General features: G+C 64.5%; 24 protein-coding genes. 14 read left to right on the forward strand and 10 right to left on the reverse strand.

What is annotated here, in order from left to right; all coding sequences use genetic code 11:
- Positions 1-14: 14 nt before the first annotated feature.
- Positions 15-365 (reverse strand): hypothetical protein, encoded by a 351-nt coding sequence (locus HU751_RS22395; protein WP_186733684.1) that lies wholly within the window; start codon positions 363-365, stop codon positions 15-17.
- 176 nt (positions 366-541) lie between these two features.
- Here HU751_RS22395 and HU751_RS22400 point away from each other — a divergent pair, with 176 nt between their 5' ends.
- From HU751_RS22400 to HU751_RS22415, 4 genes are all read left to right on the forward strand, one after another.
- Positions 542-721: a hypothetical protein gene (locus HU751_RS22400; RefSeq protein WP_186733683.1), complete on the forward strand. Its 180-nt coding sequence runs from the start codon at positions 542-544 to the stop codon at positions 719-721.
- A 74-nt stretch (positions 722-795) separates the two neighbouring features.
- Complete coding sequence (locus tag HU751_RS22405) at positions 796-1176, forward strand: glycine zipper domain-containing protein (RefSeq protein WP_186733682.1); 381 nt, start codon at positions 796-798, stop codon at positions 1174-1176.
- A gap of 182 nt (positions 1177-1358) precedes the next feature.
- Positions 1359-3188 (forward strand): SLC13 family permease, encoded by a 1830-nt coding sequence (locus tag HU751_RS22410; protein ID WP_186733681.1) that lies wholly within the window; start codon positions 1359-1361, stop codon positions 3186-3188.
- Between the two features lie 115 nt (positions 3189-3303).
- A complete protein-coding gene (locus HU751_RS22415; protein WP_186733680.1) occupies positions 3304-4722 on the forward strand; it encodes a GGDEF domain-containing protein in 1419 nt (472 codons plus the stop codon).
- Position 4723: 1 nt separating this feature from the next.
- Here HU751_RS22415 and HU751_RS22420 read toward each other — a convergent pair whose 3' ends face one another.
- On the reverse strand, positions 4724-5485 hold the full coding sequence (locus tag HU751_RS22420) for a sulfite exporter TauE/SafE family protein (RefSeq protein WP_050706287.1): 762 nt from the start codon (positions 5483-5485) through the stop codon (positions 4724-4726).
- Positions 5486-5586: 101 nt separating this feature from the next.
- Here HU751_RS22420 and HU751_RS22425 point away from each other — a divergent pair, with 101 nt between their 5' ends.
- Positions 5587-6504: a LysR family transcriptional regulator gene (locus tag HU751_RS22425; protein ID WP_186733679.1), complete on the forward strand. Its 918-nt coding sequence runs from the start codon at positions 5587-5589 to the stop codon at positions 6502-6504.
- Between the two features lie 121 nt (positions 6505-6625).
- On the opposite strand, the gene HU751_RS22430 is transcribed toward HU751_RS22425, so the two are convergent.
- A complete protein-coding gene (locus HU751_RS22430; RefSeq protein ID WP_028691846.1) occupies positions 6626-6817 on the reverse strand; it encodes a hypothetical protein in 192 nt (63 codons plus the stop codon).
- 613 nt (positions 6818-7430) lie between these two features.
- On the opposite strand from HU751_RS22430, the gene HU751_RS22435 reads away from it, so the two are divergent.
- Complete coding sequence (locus HU751_RS22435; RefSeq protein ID WP_186733678.1) at positions 7431-7991, forward strand: cysteine hydrolase family protein; 561 nt, start codon at positions 7431-7433, stop codon at positions 7989-7991.
- 2 nt (positions 7992-7993) lie between these two features.
- On the opposite strand, the gene HU751_RS22440 is transcribed toward HU751_RS22435, so the two are convergent.
- The 3 genes from HU751_RS22440 to HU751_RS22450 form a co-directional block, all read right to left on the reverse strand.
- The gene (locus HU751_RS22440; protein WP_186715179.1) at positions 7994-8347 is read right to left on the reverse strand and encodes an SH3 domain-containing protein; all 354 of its coding nucleotides are present in this window, start codon (positions 8345-8347) and stop codon (positions 7994-7996) included.
- A gap of 47 nt (positions 8348-8394) precedes the next feature.
- The gene (locus tag HU751_RS22445) at positions 8395-8886 is read right to left on the reverse strand and encodes a GNAT family N-acetyltransferase (RefSeq protein ID WP_186733677.1); all 492 of its coding nucleotides are present in this window, start codon (positions 8884-8886) and stop codon (positions 8395-8397) included.
- A 78-nt stretch (positions 8887-8964) separates the two neighbouring features.
- A complete protein-coding gene (locus HU751_RS22450; RefSeq protein ID WP_186733676.1) occupies positions 8965-9669 on the reverse strand; it encodes an SDR family oxidoreductase in 705 nt (234 codons plus the stop codon).
- A gap of 104 nt (positions 9670-9773) precedes the next feature.
- Here HU751_RS22450 and HU751_RS22455 point away from each other — a divergent pair, with 104 nt between their 5' ends.
- The 3 genes from HU751_RS22455 to HU751_RS22465 all read left to right on the forward strand — a co-directional run bounded on the left by HU751_RS22455 (position 9774) and on the right by HU751_RS22465 (position 12471).
- Positions 9774-10685 carry a LysR substrate-binding domain-containing protein gene (locus tag HU751_RS22455; RefSeq protein ID WP_186733675.1) on the forward strand — a complete coding sequence of 304 codons (912 nt, stop codon included), beginning with the start codon at positions 9774-9776 and terminating at the stop codon, positions 10683-10685.
- A gap of 274 nt (positions 10686-10959) precedes the next feature.
- Positions 10960-11988, forward strand: coding sequence for an alpha/beta fold hydrolase (locus HU751_RS22460; RefSeq protein ID WP_186733674.1), 1029 nt, complete (start codon positions 10960-10962; stop codon positions 11986-11988).
- Positions 11989-12285: 297 nt separating this feature from the next.
- On the forward strand, positions 12286-12471 hold the full coding sequence (locus tag HU751_RS22465) for a hypothetical protein (protein WP_062573563.1): 186 nt from the start codon (positions 12286-12288) through the stop codon (positions 12469-12471).
- Between the two features lie 80 nt (positions 12472-12551).
- Here the strand turns inward: HU751_RS22465 and HU751_RS22470 are convergent, their stop codons facing one another.
- Positions 12552-14171 carry a carboxylesterase/lipase family protein gene (locus HU751_RS22470; RefSeq protein WP_186733673.1) on the reverse strand — a complete coding sequence of 540 codons (1620 nt, stop codon included), beginning with the start codon at positions 14169-14171 and terminating at the stop codon, positions 12552-12554.
- A gap of 377 nt (positions 14172-14548) precedes the next feature.
- Here HU751_RS22470 and HU751_RS22475 point away from each other — a divergent pair, with 377 nt between their 5' ends.
- Both HU751_RS22475 and HU751_RS22480 read left to right on the forward strand, forming a co-directional pair.
- Entirely contained in the window at positions 14549-15505 is a 957-nt protein-coding gene (locus HU751_RS22475) for a nucleoside-specific channel-forming protein Tsx (protein ID WP_186733672.1), read from the forward strand.
- A 23-nt stretch (positions 15506-15528) separates the two neighbouring features.
- Entirely contained in the window at positions 15529-16572 is a 1044-nt protein-coding gene (locus HU751_RS22480) for a purine-nucleoside phosphorylase (protein ID WP_186733671.1), read from the forward strand.
- Between the two features lie 89 nt (positions 16573-16661).
- Here HU751_RS22480 and HU751_RS22485 read toward each other — a convergent pair whose 3' ends face one another.
- Both HU751_RS22485 and HU751_RS22490 read right to left on the reverse strand, forming a co-directional pair.
- Positions 16662-16859 (reverse strand): hypothetical protein, encoded by a 198-nt coding sequence (locus HU751_RS22485; RefSeq protein ID WP_437181064.1) that lies wholly within the window; start codon positions 16857-16859, stop codon positions 16662-16664.
- Positions 16860-17247: 388 nt separating this feature from the next.
- The gene (locus tag HU751_RS22490) at positions 17248-17550 is read right to left on the reverse strand and encodes an ArsR/SmtB family transcription factor (protein WP_202892796.1); all 303 of its coding nucleotides are present in this window, start codon (positions 17548-17550) and stop codon (positions 17248-17250) included.
- Positions 17551-17615: 65 nt separating this feature from the next.
- On the opposite strand from HU751_RS22490, the gene HU751_RS22495 reads away from it, so the two are divergent.
- From HU751_RS22495 to HU751_RS22505, 3 genes are all read left to right on the forward strand, one after another.
- Complete coding sequence (locus HU751_RS22495; protein WP_186733668.1) at positions 17616-18431, forward strand: alpha/beta fold hydrolase; 816 nt, start codon at positions 17616-17618, stop codon at positions 18429-18431.
- 108 nt (positions 18432-18539) lie between these two features.
- Positions 18540-18869, forward strand: coding sequence for a DHCW motif cupin fold protein (locus HU751_RS22500; protein WP_186733667.1), 330 nt, complete (start codon positions 18540-18542; stop codon positions 18867-18869).
- 86 nt (positions 18870-18955) lie between these two features.
- Positions 18956-19267 (forward strand): hypothetical protein, encoded by a 312-nt coding sequence (locus tag HU751_RS22505; protein ID WP_186733666.1) that lies wholly within the window; start codon positions 18956-18958, stop codon positions 19265-19267.
- Positions 19268-19270: 3 nt separating this feature from the next.
- Here HU751_RS22505 and HU751_RS22510 read toward each other — a convergent pair whose 3' ends face one another.
- Complete coding sequence (locus HU751_RS22510; RefSeq protein WP_186733665.1) at positions 19271-19447, reverse strand: hypothetical protein; 177 nt, start codon at positions 19445-19447, stop codon at positions 19271-19273.
- Between the last annotated feature and the right edge of the window lie 95 nt (positions 19448-19542).

Raw genomic sequence — 19542 nt, forward strand, 5'->3', positions numbered from 1 at the left:
GCCGCTCCCAGGCATTACAGGCAGGTGGCCGCCGCCGCCCGGCGCTGCAACGCCACGCCGTCATTCTTCTGCGCGTAATAGTCCACCCGCGTGCCCCCCGCCTGGGCGTAGACATCGACGAACGACTCCGCCTCCCGGGTATACACGGTGAACCCGCCCTGCTTGCGCGCCTCCAGGTAGCCGCTGGCATCGACCCCGAAGGTGTTTTCTTCCTGCCAGCTGAACTGGATGCACTGGGCGACCAGGTCCGGCGTCTTGTGCGAATCCAGGCGTGCGGTGGGCGAGCCGTTGCGCGCCGCTTCCATGGTCGACGATGCACAGCCCGCCAGCAGCAGCGCCACGGTGATCGGCAGAATTGCTCGCATGTTCCATCCTCGGGACAAAAAAGAAGCAGACTCTAGCACTGCCGGGCCGGCCGGGGAATCGCCGCTGCCGCTCATCGCCGCCGCGATAAAAGTTTGCGCGGCAAAGAACCAAATCGATCGCCACAGGTCACAGGAGGTACCGCGTAAACCGTTGCGGATCAAGGACCTATAACGTGATGAAACGCTTTGCAAGCCTTTCGATGGTCGCCACCCTGCTGCTGCTCGGTGGCTGCTACAGCAACCACTACCACGACGATGACGACGGCTGGCGCGACCGTGACCGCGGCCACCGTCATCACCATCGCCACGACCGTGACGATGACGACCGCCAGTACCGTGACCGCTACTACCGCTGAAGCGTCTTCCAAACCCTGACTCGCCGCCGACCACGCGGCACCCTACCCCTGATGATTCCCCTGAGGTTCACAACATGCGTCTGACTCTGCCTTCCCTCGCCCTCGGCCTGCTGCTCTGCCAGGGCGCCTTCGCCGGTGACGGCACCGCGGCCATCGGCGGCGGCCTGGGCGGTGCCCTGGGCAACGTCGTCGGCAAACAGATCGGCGGCAGCACCGGCGCGGCCATCGGCGCGGGCCTGGGCGGCGCGGCCGGCAGCGCGGTGGGCGCACGCAAGGGCAACCGGGCCGAAGCCGCCATCGGCGGTGGCCTGGGTTCGGCCGGCGGCTCGCTGATCGGCGGCAAGCTCGGCGGTTCCACCGGCTCGACCATCGGCGCAGGCCTGGGCGGCGCGGCGGGCGGTGCGATCGGCAACCACATGGGCGACAACAACCGCAAGCACAAGCATCGCCACTAATTAAGTAGCACGGGCGGGCCTGCAGGCCCGCTCTCCCACACATCTGCCCCAAGCAATCTACCATCGCGCACCGGATCACCACCCGGAAAAACACTGCAGCACGTCAACGACGCATTCGCGTCAAGCTGCCACACTAGGGCCATCGCCTTTCGTGCCCCTGTGTGAAGGAACATCCCCTCCCCATGAACCATGAGCTGCTCTGGGTCCTAGGCCTGCTGGCCGTCGTCGTCGTCCTGTTCATCATCAACCGTCCGCGCATGGACGTGGTCGCGCTGCTGGTGATCCTCGCGCTGCCGCTGTCCGGCATTCTCACCGTCGAGCAGGCCCTGGCCGGTTTCAGCGACCCCAACGTGGTGCTGATCGCCGCGCTGTTCGTGATCGGTGAAGGGCTGGTGCGCACCGGTATCGCCTATCGCATCGGCGAATGGATGAGCGAGCGCGCCGGCAACAGCGAGGCGCGCCTGCTGGTGCTGCTGATGGTGGCAGTGGCCGGCCTGGGCTCGGTGATGAGCTCCACCGGCGTGGTGGCGATCTTCATCCCGGTGGTGCTGAGCATCGCCGCGCGCCTGCAGCTCTCGCCTAGCCGGCTGATGATGCCGCTGAGCTTCGCCGGCCTGATCAGCGGCATGCTCAGCCTGGTGGCGACCCCGCCGAACGTGGTGGTGCACAGCGAGCTGGTGCGCCACGGCGAAAGCGGTTTCGGCTTTTTCAGCTTCACCCCCTTCGGCCTGGTGGTGCTGGTGCTGGGCATCGGCTACATGCTGCTGACCCGCCATTGGCTCAACGGCGAGGTACGCAAGGACGGCCGCGTCGAGAGCCGCCGCACCCTGCTCGACCTGGTGCTGGACTACAAGCTCAGCGGCCGCGAGCGGCGCCTGCGCATCCGCCCCCATTCGCCGCTGATCGGCCACACCCTGGGCGAGCTGGAACTGCGCACCCGCCACGGCGCCAACGTGATCGGCATCGAGCGCCAGCACAAGTTCACCACCCGGGTGATCACCGCCGACTCCGGTACCCTGCTGCAACAGGACGACGTGCTGCTGCTGGACCTGTTCGCCAACCGCGACGACCTGCGCAGCCTGTGCCAGTCGATGCTGCTCGAGCCCCTGCACTTCAAGGCGGCCTATTTCATCGACCAGTCCCAGGAAGTGGGCATGGCCGAGATCTCGCTGCCTCCGGGCTCGCAACTGATCGGCAAGACCCTTCTCGAGCTGACCTTCCGCACCCGCTACGACCTCAACGTGGTCGGCCTGCGCCGCGACCAGCAGGCGATCGAAGGGCAGCTGGTGGAAGAAAAGCTGCGCCTGGGCGACACCCTGCTGGTGGTTGGTCCGTGGAAGGCAGTGCGCCAGCTGCAGGGCAAGCCCCGCGACTTCCTGGTGTTGAGTCTGCCGGCGGAGATCGACCAGGTCGCCCCGGCCCGCGCCCGCGCGCCCTACGCGCTGATCAGCCTGGCGGTGATGGTCGGGTTGATGGTCAGCGGCCTGGTACCCAACGTCATCGCCGCCTTGATCGGCTGCCTGCTGATGGGCGCCGGCCGTTGCATCGACATGAACAGCGCCTACCGCGCCATCCACTGGCAGAGCCTGGTGCTGATCGTCGGCATGCTGCCATTCGCCCTGGCCCTGCAGAAGACCGGCGGCATCGACCTGGCCGTCGGCGCGCTGGTCGGTGCCCTCGGCGGCGCCGGGCCGAGCGTGATCCTCGCCTGTCTGTTCGCCCTCACCGCGCTGATCGGCCTGTTCATCTCCAACACCGCGACGGCGGTGCTGATGGCCCCGGTGGCGGTCAGCACCGCGCAGCAGCTGGGCATGTCGCCCTACCCGTTCGCCATGACCGTGGCCCTGGCGGCGTCGGCGGCGTTCATGACCCCGGTGTCGTCGCCGGTCAACACCCTGGTGTTGGGCCCCGGCCAGTATCGCTTCGCCGACTTCGTCAAAATCGGGGTGCCCTTCACCCTGCTGGTGATGCTGGTCACGGTGCTGATGGTGCCGTGGGTGTTCGGCCTGTAGTCGGCGGCACGATCCAGGCGATTTGCGGCGAATTGACATCAATTGGCGACTTGAAAGACACTCACAGACTATCGTCCCAGGTGCCTACAGCCGTTTTCCTGGATTCTGTCTTCGCTTGCCGGTCGAGCCCATGGTGTCACCAGCCCTGTCGCGCCTGCTGCCCCTGCTGAGCCTGTTCGGCCTGACCTTGGCCTTGACCCTGGCCGGCATCCTCGCCCGCCCCATCGAATCGCTGTCGCTGTTCTGGCCGGTGAACGCGGTGCTCGCCGGGGTGCTGCTGCGCAATCCGCGCCAGGCCACCCCCTCCGGCTTCGCCCTGATCTACCTGGCCATGGTGGTCGCCGACCTGGCCTGCGGCAGCGCCTGGAAGCCAGCCCTGTGGTTCAACCTGTGCAACCTTGGCGCCATCGTCAGCATCTGGTACCTGATGGCCCGCCTGCCACGCGTGCATCGACGCCTGCGCACGCCCCACGGCACCCTGTACCTGTTCGGCGCCTGCGCGGTCGGTGCCATGGTCGCCGCCAGCCTGGCCTGCGTGATGGCCACGCCCTGGTTCGAACAATCGCTGCGCGCCACCTGGCTTGCCTGGTTCAGCGAACAGTTCTCCACCAGCGTGCTGGTCCTGCCCGTGCTGCTCACCGCTCCCTCGCCACGCGCCCTGAGCGGCCACGGCAGCGCCAGCCAGCCGATCCGCCTGGCGCCGCTGCTGGTGCTGCTGGCCTCACTGGCGGTCAGCATCCTCTTCGGCGGCCCCGGGGCGATCGCCTTCCCGATCGCCGCGCTGTTGTGGTGCGCGCTCAGCTACTCACCGTTCCTGGTAGCGCTGCTGGCGCTCACCGCCGGCAGCACGCTGATCGTCGCCGTGGCGCAGAACCTCATGCACTTCAGCATCCCGCAGAGCGAATCGGGGGTCACCACCCTGATGTCGGCGCGCCTGGGCATCGCCATGTTGGTGCTCGGCCCGCTGGTGCTGGCCTGCGTCAGCAGCGCCAACCGCAGCCTGATGGCGCGCCTGGCGCATCAGGCGACCATCGACCACCTGACCGGGGCCCTCAGCCGCAGCGCCTTCATCCGCCGCGCCCACGCCCTGCTCGACAACCGCCAGCAAGCGCCGCTGACCTTGATGATGCTCGACATCGATCACTTCAAGACCATCAACGACCAGCATGGCCACGCAGTCGGCGACCAGGTGCTGCGCCAGTTCGCCACCACCCTGCAGGACCAGCTGCATGACGGCGAGCTGTTCGCCCGCCTGGGCGGCGAGGAATTCGTCATCGTCGTCCCGGGGCTGGCGCCGGAGCTGGCCAGGTTCACCGCCGAGCGCCTGCGCCGGGCGGTACAGGACCAGCACATCGCGCAGCCCGGGCAGGCGCTGCGGATCACCGTGAGCATCGGCGTAAGCGGCTGCGCCGCCGACACCCCGGCGCCCAGCCTGGACGAACTGCTGGCCAGCGCCGACCAGGCGCTCTACCGAGCCAAGGCCCAGGGCCGCAACCGGGTCGAGCAGGCCGAGGGGCAGCGCCAGGTGGTATGACTCAGCCGGCCAGCAGGTCCCAGCTCAGCTTGGCGATCAGCACGCATAGCAACACCAGGAACAGACCGCGCACGAACCCGGCACCCTTGCGCACCGCCAGCCAGGTGCCGGTCAGCGCGCCGAGAATGTTGAACAGCGCCATCGGCAGCGCGATGGCCCACAGCACATTGCCCGACGGAATGAAGAACACCAGCGCGGCCAGGTTGGTGGCGATGTTGACCAGCTTGGCCGAGGCCGAGGCATGCAGGAAATCCAGGGCGAAGAAGCGGATGAACAGGAAGATCAGGAAGCTGCCGGTGCCTGGACCGAACAATCCGTCATAGAAGCCGATGGCGCCGCCGATCAGCACCGCCAGGCACTGTTCCTTGCCGCCGATCACCCTGGGTTTGTGCAAGGTACCGAAGTCCTTCTTGCAGAAGGTGTAGATGGCCATCAGCACGATCAGCACCAGCACCATCGGCCGCATCACGCTGGCCGGCACCAGCGACACGGTGGCCGCGCCGCAGAACGACATCACGAAGGCGCTCAGCGCCGCCGGCACGATCAGCCCCCAGTCCAGCTTGACCTTGCGAATGAACGAACGCGCCGCAAAGCTGGTGCCGCACACCGAGGCCAGTTTGTTGCTGCCCAGCAACGCCGCCGGCTGGGCATTGGGCAGCACGTTGAACAGCGCCGGGATCTGGATCAACCCGCCGCCTCCCACGGCGGCGTCGATCAGGCCAGCGGCGAAGGCAAACAGTGAAAGCAGGGCGATATCCATCATCTCGGGGGTCCGGGCGGCATAAAACAGGCTGCCAGACTAATCAAAGCGGCGCGCTTGTGTTGAAATGCCATATTGCGAAAACTGCAATAAGGATCCCCGCAATGGCACTGGACATGCTGCGTGAAATACAGGCGTTCGTCAGCGTCGCGCACAAGCGCAGCTTCGTCAGCGCCGCCCGTGCCTTGGGTCGCTCACCCAGCGCGGTAACACGGGCCGTGCAGGCCCTGGAGGATAACAGCGGCGCCAAGCTGTTCAACCGCAGCGCCAGCTCGGTATCCCTGACCGAAGCTGGCGAACGGCTGCTGCCCCACGCCGAACGCTTGCTGGATGTGCAACGGGATGCCGCCGATGAACTGGCGGCGCTGACCGGCGACGCCCAGGGCTGGATCCGCCTGGCCGCGCCCGAGGTGCTGGCCCAGCAAGTGCTGCCAGCGGTGCTGGCCGAATTTGCCCGACGCCACCCCCACGTCACCCTCGACGTACAGTACGGCGACCAGGCCTTCGACCCGTTGCAAGGCAAGCTGGACTTCGTGATCCGCGGGGCCTTCCCGCAGTCCAGCGAGCTGATCGGCTATCCACTATGGCGTTACCGCCGCCATCTCTACGCCAGCCCTCAGTACCTGGCATTGGCCGGCACACCGCAGGCACTGGAAGACCTGGAGCGGCATACGCTGATCCTGCACACCGCGCCGCGCATCCTGAAGGCCTGGCATTTCAGCAAGGACGGACACATCGTCAGCCTGCGCCCGCGACCACGGCTGCGCCTGGGCTCGGGGGTGGCGGTGCTGCAAAGTACCCTGGCGGGGGCCGGTATCGCCCGGCTGGCGGATTGGCTGGGGGAGCCGGAGGTACGTGCCGGGCGCCTGGTGCGGGTCTGCCCCGACTACCACCTGACATCCAGTACCGGGCAGGACCCGCAGATGCACGCCGTGTACCCGGCCGGCGACCTGCCGGCGAAGGTCCGTGAGCTGCTGCAGACCCTGCGCGAGGCAGGCGCGCGGAGTGTTAAACAGTCCTGAACAGGGCTGTTCACTTTCTGCTCAATCTGACAGAGGCCTTGAAAACAATGGCCTGTAGCGCTTTATCCACAGACCTACCCACGATTTTTGTGGACAGTTTCTACAAGCCTTGAAGGATTTTTTACAAGCGCAGCAAGGCCGCATTGGCCAACTTGACCAACTCGATCCATTCGCTTGCGCTGATCACACCGGAACGCTCCAACTCTTCGGCACGGCGCAGTGCCTGATCGTAGTCCGCTTCGTGGAGGATGCCCTCACCGAGAAAACGACCGCGCCACTCCAGCATCGCTGCAGTGCCTTTCTTGCATTCCATAGTGTGTATTGTCTCCAAGGCAAGTAAACGGCCCGTGTACCCGGGCCCTGGGATTGGGGGCGGGAGATTACACGAGCGACTTGTACTTGAGAACGACTTGCAGCTACCGCTTGTCTAGACGACTGCGGCCAGGAGGCGGGAAAATCTTGGGGAAGGGTCTGGCCCGCCATTGCGCCAGGCGGGCCGGGACAGGAAAATTTTACGGCTCAGCTTGGCGGAATGGTGCCCAGCAGGCCAATCATGATAGTCAGCAGCAGAAAACCACCCAGAAACAGCGCGAGCTTGCCCATCGGAACCTCTACAGTGTGATGACGTAACGGCGGGGCTGGCCGCTGCGGCAGTGCAGCGGGGCAGCCTGCCCAGCGCACACCGGGTTGGAAGGCTGGGCCTGAACGTATTGTCCGGCAGCGGCTGATACGGTTACAGATTCAGGTTCGTGGAAAAAAAGCATATCAGATGATGATTTCTCCCATCGCGGGGAAGCCCGCTCCCACGGGTAAACGACGCGAGGTTAATGCGATCGGCGTGGGAGCGGGCTTGCCCCGCGATGACATCCGCGCCAGCAACACACCTGTGCTACGGTCCGAAGCCCAGACAAGGAGAACTCCCGGAGATGACCGCGCCCGCCAGCAACGCCGCCTTGCTGATCATCGACATGCAGAACGGCATCAACCACCCACGCCTGGGCCGTCGTAACAACCCCGAAGCCGAACAGCGCATCAGCGAGCTGCTCGCCGCCTGGCGCGCAAGCACCCGTCCGGTGATACACGTGCGGCACATTTCCCGCGATCCGGATTCGGTGTTCTGGCCTGGCCAGCCCGGTTGCGAGTTCCAGCCAGCCTTCACCCCGCGGGCCAGCGAGACCGTGTTCGAAAAACACGTGCCCGACGCCTTCTGCAACAGTGGCCTTGAACGCTGGCTGCACCAGCGCGGCATCAGCCAACTGGTCATCGTCGGCGTGATCACCAACAACTCGGTGGAATCGACCGCGCGCTCGGCGGGCAACCTGGGGTTTGATACGGTGGTGGTGGCCGATGCCTGCTACACCTTCGACCAGCATGACCTGCAAGGCCGGCTGTGGCCGGCGGAGGACGTCCATGCCCTGGCCCTGGGCAACCTGGCCATGGACTATGCGCGGATTCTCGACAGCGCGGCTGTACTGGCCATGGCCTGAGCTCAGTCCTGCAGGCGCAGCTTCGCCAGCGGCACCCAGCCCAGCTCCCCGTTGCCAGCCCGACGGCACCAGAGCCAGCCGTTCAGGGGCCGCAGGCCCTCCAGCGACTGGCCGGGGTCGACGTCCAGCTCATGGGCCGAATAGGCTTCCACTGCCCTGCCCCGGCCAACGCCAAGCCGCTCGATGAGCTGGCCGGGCACCCAGCCTGGCTCCTGGCCCTGGCAACTGCACAGGTACCAGTCCTCCCAGTGCTCGTCGCCTTCGTAACGCTGGCCGATGTCCAGCAGCGTGCCTCGGGCGAAGGTGATGGGCGCAGGATACTCACTGCGGTGTGCGGCAATCACGACGTAGTTCACAGGCCTCTCCCTGGCTGCGAAAAGCGTCGATGCTAGTCGAAGGCCCTTCAGAGCACCATGATCATTTCGTGCCAGGCCATGCCGCCATGATCGGAGGCCGACGGGCGTACATAGGCGTAGCCCATCTTCTCGTACAGCCCGACATGCCGCTCCTTGCACATCAGGTGAATGGTCGCCTTGCCGCGCTCGCGCATCTGCTCGACGAAGCGCGCCATCAGCCGGCGGGCATGGCCCAGGCCCTGGTACGCAGGGTCGAGCACCACCGACATGATCACCACGTTAGGTGCCAGCGGATCATGCCCGACCAGCTCCTTGAAGGCCTCGTCGGACATCACCACCTGGTCGGCGCAGCCGCTGTTGATGAAGCCGATCACCTGGCCATCGGCCTCCAGCACCAGGAAGCCCTCCGGGTACTGGGCGATGCGCGTGGCGATCTTCTCCCGGGTGGCGGCTTCGTCGCCTTCGTAGGCGCTGGTTTCGATCTGGTAGCAACGGTCCACGTCGGTTGCCGTGGCCTGGCGGAACATCGGGGTGCTCATGGGGCGGATCCGGATAGCGGTAAACAGGGGCGACATGCTAACGGAAGTCGCCGCCCAGCTGTATGCCCGCCACGCCAGTTACACCGAACGGGTGATGCCGCCATCGACCCGCAGGTTCTGCCCGGTGATGTAGCCCGCGCCCTCGGAGGCCAGGAAGGCGACAGTGGCCGCAATTTCCTCGGCCTTGCCGTACCGCTCCATGGGAATCCGGCTACGGAATTCCGCTTTCTCCGGCAGACTGTCGATAAAGCCCGGCAGCACGTTGTTCATGCGGATGTTCTCGGCCGCGTAACGGTCGGCGAACAGCTTGGTGAAGGCCGCGAGCCCGGCGCGGAACACCCCGGAGGTGGGGAACGCCGGATCCGGCTCGAAGGTGGCGAAGGTCGAGATGTTGATGATGGCACCGCCGCCCTGGCGCTGCATGATCGGCGTCACCAGGCGGGTCGGGCGCACCACGTTGAGGAAGTACACCTCCATGCCACGGTGCCAGTCGTCGTCGCTCAGCTCGAGGACCGGCGCACGCGGCCCGTGGCCTGCGCTGTTGACCAGCACATCGACCCGCCCCCATTGCTGCATCACGGTATCCACCAGACGCTGCAGGTCTTCTACCGACTGGTTGGAGCCGGTCACACCGATGCCGCCCAGCTCGGCCGCCAGCGCCTCGCCCTTGCCGGACGACGACAGGATCGCCACCCTGAAGCCATCGGCGGCCAGCCGCCGCGCGGCCTCGGCACCCATGCCACTGCCACCTGCGGTAATGATTGCGACTTTCTGCGAAGACATATGCTGCTCCTTCGGGGGAGTTGATCAAGTAGGCCCATGAAGCCAGAATCCGGCTGACCGCACCAATCACAAATACTGGCAGCAGCCTGCAGGAAATCTACTGGATGAGCGCGCCCAAGCGACGCAACGCCCCCGCCATCGTCAACCACCTGGTGGCCTTCGAGGCCGCCGCCCGCCTGGGCAGCTTCCGCGCCGCCGCCGACGAGCTGCACGTCACCCCCGGCGCCGTCGCCCAGCAGGTGCGCACCCTCGAGGACAAGCTCGGCCGCCCACTGTTCGAGCGCCTGCCCCGGGGCCTGCGACCCAACCGGGACGGCGCCGACTACCTGACCCGCGTGCGCCTGGCCCTGGACATCATCGAGGACGCCACCAGCGAACTGCTGGAGCGCGACAGCCAGCGTGATCCCCGGCAAATCCTGCTCAGCACCACCCCCGCCTTCGCCAGCCGCTGGCTGATCCCGCGCCTGGGCCTGCTGGCCCAGGCCCACCCGCAGGTGGCACTGATGATCGATGCCTCCGACAGTACCCGCCCGTTGAGCGGCAAGGGCGCCGTGGACCTGGCCGTGCGCTGGGGAGCACCGCCCTTCGTCGACGCCTACGCCCTGCCCCTGCTGCCCGGTGTGGCGGTGCCGGTGTGCGCGCCGGCATTGCGCGGCGAGCGCCCTTGGCGGCAAGCCGCGGATCTTGCGCAGCAGCCGCTGATCTCCGACAGCCACAACAACTGGAAGCGCTGGTTCGATCACTACGCGCTGCCCGGCACGCGCTTCAGCGGCCCGGTGTTCTCCCAGACCATCCTCGCCATCGAGGCCGCCGAGCAAGGCATGGGCATCGCCCTGGTGCCCCGCCTGCTGGTGGAAAATGCCCTCAAGGCCGGCACCCTGGTGCTGGCCCTGGAGGGTCATGAGCTGCACAGCGATGCCGGCTTCCACCTGCTCGCCGACCATGCGCCGCAGGCAGGCTCGGCCGCCGAGCAGGTGGTGCGTTGGCTGCAGGCCCAGGCGAACAAGCAAGACTGATCTTGCCTCACCCTGCTGGGGCTGCTGCGCAGCCCATCGCCGGCAAGCCGGCTCCCAGGTACGGCGCAAACACCTGAATTGCGAGTTTCCTGTGGGAGCCGGCTTGCCGGCGATGGCCGCAATGCGGCCCTGCCTTTGTAGCTTTCTGTGTACCAACCGCCTCCTGATACACACAAACGTCCACCCCACCACCACCCGACACACCCCGGACACAGCCACCTCCTTAACTACACGCCATCCAGCCCACACCGATGGCCCGCCAAGGAGATGCACCATGTTCGCCACCGCCAACCGCCTAAACCGCTCAGCCCTGCTCGCCTGCGCCCTGCTGCCCCTGGCCCTGCTGACCGCCACCCCCGGTCAGGCCGAGGAAACCAGCTCGCCTGCCGCAGCCCGCCAGTCCACTCCCTTTGGCCCGCTCAAGCATGTCCAGGCCGGCGTGCTGGATGTCGCCTACGTGGAACAAGGCCCCGCCGACGGCCCGGTAGTGATCCTCCTGCACGGCTGGCCCTACGACATCCACAGCTACGAGCAGGTGGCGCCGCAACTGGCCGCCCAGGGCTACCGGGTGCTGGTGCCCTACGCCCGCGGCTACGGCGACACCCGCTTCCTCTCCGCGAACACCCCGCGCAACGCCCAGCCCGCCGCCCTGGCCAGTGACGTCATCGCCTTCATGGACGCCCTGGGGATCAAGCGCGCCGTGCTCGGCGGCTTCGACTGGGGCGCGCGCACCGCCGATATCGTCTCGGCCCTGTGGCCCGAGCGGGTCAAGGCGCTGGTGTCGGTCAGCGGCTACCTGATCAGCAGCCAGGAAGCCGCCAAGGCGCCGCTGCCGCCCAGCGCCGAGCTGCAGTGGTGGTACCAGTACTACTTCACCACCGAGCGCGGCCGCGCCGGATACGACAGCAACCGCCACGCCTTCGCCCGGCTGATCTGGCAGACCGCCTCGCCGCAGTGGGCCTTCGACGACGCCACCTTCGAGCGCAGCGCCAAGGCCCTGGACAACCCCGACCAGGTCGCCATCACCGTGCACAACTACCGCTGGCGGCTCGGCCTGGCCCAGGGCGAGACCCGCTACGACCCGCTGGAGGCGAAGCTGGCCACCTTCCCCGCCATCGGCGTGCCCACCATCGCCCTCGAAGGCGATGCCAACGGCGCGCCGCATCCACCGGCCGAGGCCTACGCCAAGCGCTTCACCGGCAAGTACGCCTACCGCCTGGTGAGCGGCGGCGTCGGCCACAACCTGCCGCAGGAAGCGCCCGAGGCGTTCGTCAAGGCCGTGGTGGATGCGGACCATCTGTAAGGGCAATTGCAACATATCGTTTCGGAGGCGCGTGTCGGGTGCCGGGATGCGCGGATTGGCTATGCGACCCGTCTGTTCCGTGGCAGGCCTTGTACTCCGGGGCCTGCCGCAAAATGAGCGGACGCATGCCGAAACATTCACCCCGGCCATCCTGTAAGACGGCTCTTTTGTCGCTGTAGGACGTTTCTACGCGTTTGTGATCCGGTGTATGAATAATCAGTATTGGCTGGGGAATTGACCTGATACCGTCGAGCCTTTCCTACAACGGCACGGATGCCCACGGCCAGTGAGAACGACATGGACAACTACGACAGCTCGGCGCTTGGACTGCAGAAATGCCTGCTGAACCTGCGCCGGGATCATGCACGGATGAAGGCGTCGGGAGAGCTGGAAAGAGCGGCGATACTGGCGCAGGTAATCGGGCGGATGGAACAGGGATTGAAGGAGGCCTCCAAGGGGAGGAAGCCCGAAACATTGCAGTGACGTGATGCCCGGCAGATGGCGATGGATATGCGGCGCTCGCGCAGGCGCACCGCAACCCCATCGCTCAGCCCCGAAGCGGGTCAGCAGCCAGGCGGCATTGTCAAAGGCGCCCGCAGCCCGACGTTCCAGTTCCAGGGTACGCCGCCCTCCTTGAAGCGACGGCACACCACCTCATCGTTCAACTCGAACATGCCCTGCGCCAGATGTCGGCCTGCTCGTGGAGCGTCCTCAAAGGCCAGGTAATTGCGGTCTTGCCCATAGGGCAGCCATTGCGCCTGTCCCTCGGCCTGCGGCTGGCCCGTGCGGATGAACGAAACCCAGTATTGGCTCATGGCTTCGCTGAAACGCGCTTCGCCACGGGTCAGCGGGGGGCGCGGCCAAGCGGCCGGCGTGCGGTCGAAGGTCGCGAAAATGTAGGGGATTTCCGCCGCATGGAACCCGTGGAGCTTGGCTTCATTCGTCGCGCGGTAGGCGTGATCGAAGTAATAGAAGTAGGCAGGCTGGCTGAGTTCGGTCTGTGTGCGCACCAGCTTCTCGGCCGTCCAGCCGTACATGGCGTTCCGAACGGCAGTCTGGACACTTTCTGTCATCGCGGATGACGGATGCTGACGCAGGAACGTATCGGCAAGATCCCCATACCGTGCGCGGATGGTGGCCTCATACGCCTGCGCAGTCGCCGGAGCCGGAGGCGCCAGGAACGGCAACGAGCGGATCTCGCCATCATTGAAGCCCGCCAGCAGTGGTACCGGTGCCTGCTCGCCACGGTTGAAGGTATCGACCAACTGGCGCGGCAGAATCTTGCCATCGACAGTCCCCGATGGCATGAAGCGGATGGCCTCGGCGGCCCTGACCAACGCCATCGCCTCCATCTTGCGCAGGCCCGCGATATCCAGCTTCAGGCGCTGCGCCAATCGCCGACCGCTCTCCTGCGCCGGCACATCGCCATGGCTGGCGCGTTGCAACTCAGGCGTGGAGATCATGTAGGCGCTCTGCGCCACCGCCTTGTGGAACAGCCCTCGCGCCTGGGGCGAAGCCATCAGGTAGAGCACGCTGAGACCACCGGCGGACTCCCCGACGATGCTCACATTGGACGGATCGCCGCCAAAAGCCGCGATGTTGTCGCGCACCCACTTCAGCGCCTGGATCTGATCCAGCAAGCCATAGTTGCCCGAAACGCCATCAAGGTTCTCGGCGCTCAGTTCAGGATGGGCCAGGTAGCCCAGCACGCCGAGACGGTAGTTGATCGTCACCACAACCACGCCCTGGGCGGCCAGCGCCGCACCATCATAGAGGCCGTCGCTGCCGGCACCCGCCATCAGGCTGCCACCGTGGATCCAGACCATGACCGGGGCCTTCTCGACCTCCGGCGGCGTCCAGATGTTGAGGTACAGGCAGTCCTCGGACATCTTGGGCAGCGCTGGCGCGTAAAGGCTCGGGCCTGCCGGCCTTGGCTGAGGGCAGGCGGCGGCAAAATCGTCCGCGACACGCGTCTGCGTCCAGGCCGCCAGGGCCACTGGCGCCCGCCAGCGCAGCGGGCCGATCGGCGCCTGGGCGTAGGGCAAACCCTTGTAGACGGCCACATTGTCGATGACGACACCCTGGACCGGCCCCGCCGGTGCCTGGACAAGCGCCTGCGCGACGGACTCTGCCGAGACCGCCAACAGAGCAGTCAGTATCCCCAGGTGCAGCCGCTTGATCATGGTCGATCTCATCCTGCGTTCTCCTTGCGAGACTCAAATGGTGCAACACGTCAGCGGCTCGGCACACATGCCGTCCGTGGGCGGCGGCCATCCTAGAACCCATTTTTTGCTGAATTATTTCAATCGAGCGGGTTGCTGCGAGGCAGGAACATCAGGCCCCCCGATTCGGTCATGCCTGCGCGCCATGCCCGGTTTCAGGGCGTTTTTCTAACCAAGGGATCAGCTCCAACGCCGAATCAGCTTTTATTTCAACGACCTCGGGTGATCTGGTACAGACTATGCAAACGTTTGCTCATGGCCATTGAACGAACAATCGCCGCAGCTCTCGACACATCGCAGCCCCCAGGGGCTTACCCCCGCATGAACAAGGATTTTCAATGCACCGACCGTCTTTCTCCACAACGGCCCGCTCCTCCCTGGCTGCCAAACTGCTACTGGGCGCTGTTACGGGACTACTCAGCGTCACCACCCAGGCCCAGGACAATCCCCCCAGCGAGTCAGCCCAGGGCGAGACCCTGAGCCCGGCCGCCGCACCGGCCAAATCGGGGCCCTACCTGTCGGACTGGTACAACCAGAACTTCACCCTGATCGGCACCAAGGACATCAGTTTCGGACCCCGCCCTGTCGACGATATCTACCTGGAATACGAGTACTTCGGCCGCAAAGGGCCGTTCGAGCTGTACGGCTACATCGACATCCCGAAGATCCTCGACATCGGCAACAGCCATGACAAAGGCGCGTGGGACCACGGCTCGCCGCTGTTCATGGAGCACGAGCCGCGGATCTCCATCGACTACCTGGCCGGCCGCAGCCTGGCCGTCGGCCCGTTCAAGGAGTGGTATGTAGCCTTCGACTGGATCTACGACCACGGCAGCAACAGCGCCAACCGCGCCAATACCCTGTACAGCGGCCTGGGCACTGACATCGACACCCATTCGCGGGTCAATCTGTCGGCCAACTTCTATGGCCGTTACCAGTGGGAGAACTATGGAGCCAGCAACGAGTACTCGTGGGACGGCTACCGGGCCCAGCTCAAGTACATCGTGCCCCTCGGCAAGTTCGACAACGGCGCCTCGCTGACCTATATCGGCTTCACCAACTTCGATTTCGGCTCGGACCTGCACAAGGACAACCCCAACCGCACGGCCAATGCCACGGTATCCACCAACGTGTTGCTGTACGCCTTCACCCACCTGCGCTTCACCCTGGTGGGCCGCCATTTCCACAATGGCGGCAACTGGCAGGATGGCAGCCAGCTGAACTTCGGCGACGGCGATTTCCGCGGCCGGTCCGATGGCTGGGGGTATTACGCCGGGGTCGGCTACCAGTTCTGATCACTTGCGCCATGGAGGCTCGCATGCACCCGATGCACCGTCTTTCCCTCGCCGTGGGCCTGGCCTGCGGCATCCTGCTCACCTCGCCGACCCAGGCCGGCGAGACGGCTGCGCCGCCGATCAAGCCCAAGGTGATGCTGATCGCCATGTTCGCCCCCGAGGCCCAGCACTGGATCGAGCGCCTGGAACTGAAGCAGGAGGTGCGTGTGCCAGGCCTGTCGGCGGAATATCCGGTGATACGTTGCAACAGCCGGGACGTCTGCCTGCTGGTGACCGGCATGGGCCAGACCAACGCCGCGGCCTCGACCCTGGCACTGGCGCTGTCGCCGAAGTTCGACCTGCGCAAGAGCTACTTCCTGGTCGCGGGGATTGCCGGGATCAGCCCGAAGCACGGGACCCTTGGCACCACCGCCTGGGCCCATTACCTGGTGGAGTTCGGCACCCAATGGGAGCTGGACTCGCGGGATGCGCCCAAGGACTGGCCGACGGGCTACCTCGGGATCAACACCAAGGGCCCGAACGAGAAGCCGCCGCTGGATTACAAGACCGAGGTCTTCGAGCTCAATCCGAAGCTGCAGGCCAAGGCCTATGCCCTGTCACGCGGGGTGAGCCTGAGCGAGAGCAAGGAATCGGCGGCCTGGCGGCTCAAGTACCCGATGGCGCCGGCCAACCAGCCGCCAGTGGTGACCCGGTGCGACACCGTGGCGGGCAACACCTGGTTTTCCGGGACGCGCCTGAGTGAGCGGGCCGAGGCCTGGACTCGGTTGCTGACGGATAACAAGGGGGAGTACTGCACTACACAGCAGGAAGATAACTCCACCTATGAAGCGCTGCTGCGGGCCAGTCGTGAAGGGTTGGTGGATGTGCAGCGGGTGGCGGTGGTGCGGGCGGGGTCTGACTTTGATCGGCCTGAGCCGGGGGGCAGCGAGGTTGAGAATCTGCTCGAGTATGCCGACCAGGGCGGTTTTGTTCCGGCGTTGGAAAATCTCTATCGGACTGGGAATCCGCTGGTGCAGGAGATTCTGAAGAATTGGGCAGCCTGGGAAAAAGGGATACCGGAAGTTTGAGCGCATCACCCCACTCGGCATCCAACCAGCAGCAGCTGACGCCTGGACTAAAAACCCGCCGGAGGGCGGGTTCTACACGCGGGCAATTATCAGTTTGGCTGAATGCCTTTGATCAACTGAAGGCGCATTGGGTAGCCCTGACCAGGCTGAATAACAGTCTCGGTTTCAACGGTCTGCACGACTTTTCCCTCAGCGTCCTTCGTGACAGCAATGGTCTTGCTGTAGGAGCTTTGGACAACGCAGCCGCTCAAAACAGCGCTGGTCGCAATAACTGCCAGAAAAAGCATTGGTTTCATGTTGAGCTTCAATCCTTGGAAATGGGCGGGGCGCAATGTAGCAACATGCCATCACCAAGGGAAGTCTGCGGTTCACGTGTAGTACATGAGGGCGATGCGCGTCAGCGCCTTATTGCCTTCTGGTCGGCTCGGGCATGATGCCGCCTGTAAGGAGAACGGCTGCTGGCCCTATCAGCCAATCCACCGTCGTTCCTGAGCTGACTGCCGGAATCAAAAAAAACGCGGCTAACAGACCTACGCCTGCCCAGATGCGCCTGCGTGGCGTGAGCCACTCTCGGACCTTTTCCAACCTTCTGCCCATTGGCACTCACTCTCCTTGTTTGCTCTGCGGTGAAGCGGATCGCCTACTGTGCTGCGCAGCACCAGCGAACCAAAACTGCTAGACACATCCACCCGGCGCCAACTCAAGCCTGAGCCACTTCAGGTACTCGAGAATCTCGGCATCGTTACGCTTGCAGTACGACCATTTTTGCTGCTTTGAAACCGAGATGAACCCCGCCTGCTTGAGAATTTCAAGGTGCCGGCTCGCTGTTGGCTGGGCAATACCCAGCGCACTTGCGATAAGGGTCATGCAGACGCCGAACTCGACGGGGTCTGCCGACCATTGTTCAGCGAAGTGGTCACGAGGTGCTGCGAGCAGCCGAAGGATCGCCATGCGAACCTCACTGCTCATCGCTTTCATCTGTATTGATCTGTCCATGCCTGCATCATATAGTCATTTAGCTAAATGACAATGTGAGGTGAGCAATGTTGGACCTACCCTACGCATCGAGCATCGAAGGCAACACCGTCAGATGGGGAAAAATGGGGACAGGCGCGCCGCTGGTCGCCATCCATGGTACCCCTTTCTCTTCGCAGGTATGGAGGCGCGTCATACCTCATCTCGCTGACCGCAGGACCGTGTATTACTTCGACCTGGTTGGCTATGGCCTGTCTGAAATGAGAGAAGGCCAGGACGTTTCACTGGCGATGCAGAACAACGTCATGGCTGCGCTTTTCGAGGAATGGGGCATCGAGCGCCCTGATGTCCTGGCTCATGACTTTGGAGGCGCGACAGCGCTGCGCGCGTACTACCTGAATGGCCTGCGCTATGCGTCCCTCACCATTTTTGATGCGGTAGCCCTGGCCCCCTGGGGCTCTCCTTTCGTTCAGCATGTCCGTCAACATGAGGCCGCCTTTACCGGGATGCCCGACTACATGCACCGGGCGCTGCTGGCAGCCTATCTGCAAACCGCTGCGGCCAATCCCCTCAGTGACGAAGCCCTGCAAGCGTACAGCGCTCCATGGCTGGGGCCGATTGGCCAGGCGGCCTTCTACAGGCAGATCGCACAGATGAATCAGCGCTACACCGACGAAGTCGAACCGCTATACGGGAAGCTGGATTGCCCCGTATCGGTACTTTGGGGTTCGGAGGACGCCTGGATTCCCTATTCCCAGGGGGAGCGTCTTGCTGGGCTTATCTCCCGACAGCCCTGCGTGCGAGTAGAGAACTCAGGCCACCTGATGCAGGAAGACAGGCCGGAAGCGATTGTGGCGGCAGTTCTCAAGCAGCTTGGCCCCTGAGGCAGGTTCGCTGGACTGTCTGTATGTCCAAATTCCCAGCGGTCTGTGCCTATCGACAGAGCGATTTCATCGGTACGGTTCAGGGCTCACTGTTTCTGCGAGATTGTCATGGAGCTGACAGCAATCCCGTTTGGTACCACGGACTGGTCAAAAATCGATCCTGTCGCTTATCCGGGCGAGAACGGTACGGCGTATTGGCGTACCTGTCTGTTTGGGGAGGTTCGGGTTCGATGGATTGAGTACACACCAGGATATGTAGCCGATCATTGGTGCCGGAAGGGTCATATTCTATTTTGCCTGGAAGGTCGGCTGGACACCGAGTTGGAGGATGGTCGGGTTTTCACCTTGCAGCCGGGTATGAGCTATCAAGTGGGGGACAATGCGGAGGCGCACCGGTCGTCGACGGCTACTGGAGCCAAGCTCTTTATTGTGGACTGAGCCTCATGCGTTTTGTAGAGGCGATGGAAGCGGGCGTATCGAGCAAAACCGTACTTTACAGCCCTGCAGATTAACGGAGGCGCCGAATGGCCATGGACCAAGCCGAGCGCGACCGACGCCGGCGTGAGAGGGCCGAGCGATTGCAGGAAGAAGATCTGCGCTTGAAGGTCCGATCAGGCACTAAACAGGCCCTGCTGGAATTGATGGAGTGGGCAGGGATCGAGGAACAAGGCGAGGCAATGACGCTGATGATTCATCACCTGCATGGGCTCGGCCCAGGCGGCGCGCTTCCGCTATTGGAGCCTCCGCGCCACGAAATCACAGTGTCACCGTCTGTGGTGCGAAAGCTTGAGAATTTCCGCGCGTGCGAGGCTCTTCGGCTCACCTCAGATACCTGATGCTCACTTTGCTAACGCAACAAACAGGCCGATTACGAATAGGGCCAAAATAATTGGCGAAATCCACTTCATCGCCTCCTTGTCTGCTTCGTCCTGTGCCGCTTTACGGCGCTCATATGCGATTTTCCCAGCCATTACCCGGCGCGGATTCTTCACCCCGGTGAAATTGCGCTTCCCCACTGTTCACTTCCTGTTCCGGCCCCATGCCGGTCACCCGTAATACCCCATTACAGCCCCAATTGCCATCATGCCGCCAGCACTGGCCCGCACGGCCG

This window comes from Pseudomonas peradeniyensis, assembly GCF_014268935.2.
Taxonomy (GTDB): domain Bacteria; phylum Pseudomonadota; class Gammaproteobacteria; order Pseudomonadales; family Pseudomonadaceae; genus Aquipseudomonas; species Aquipseudomonas peradeniyensis.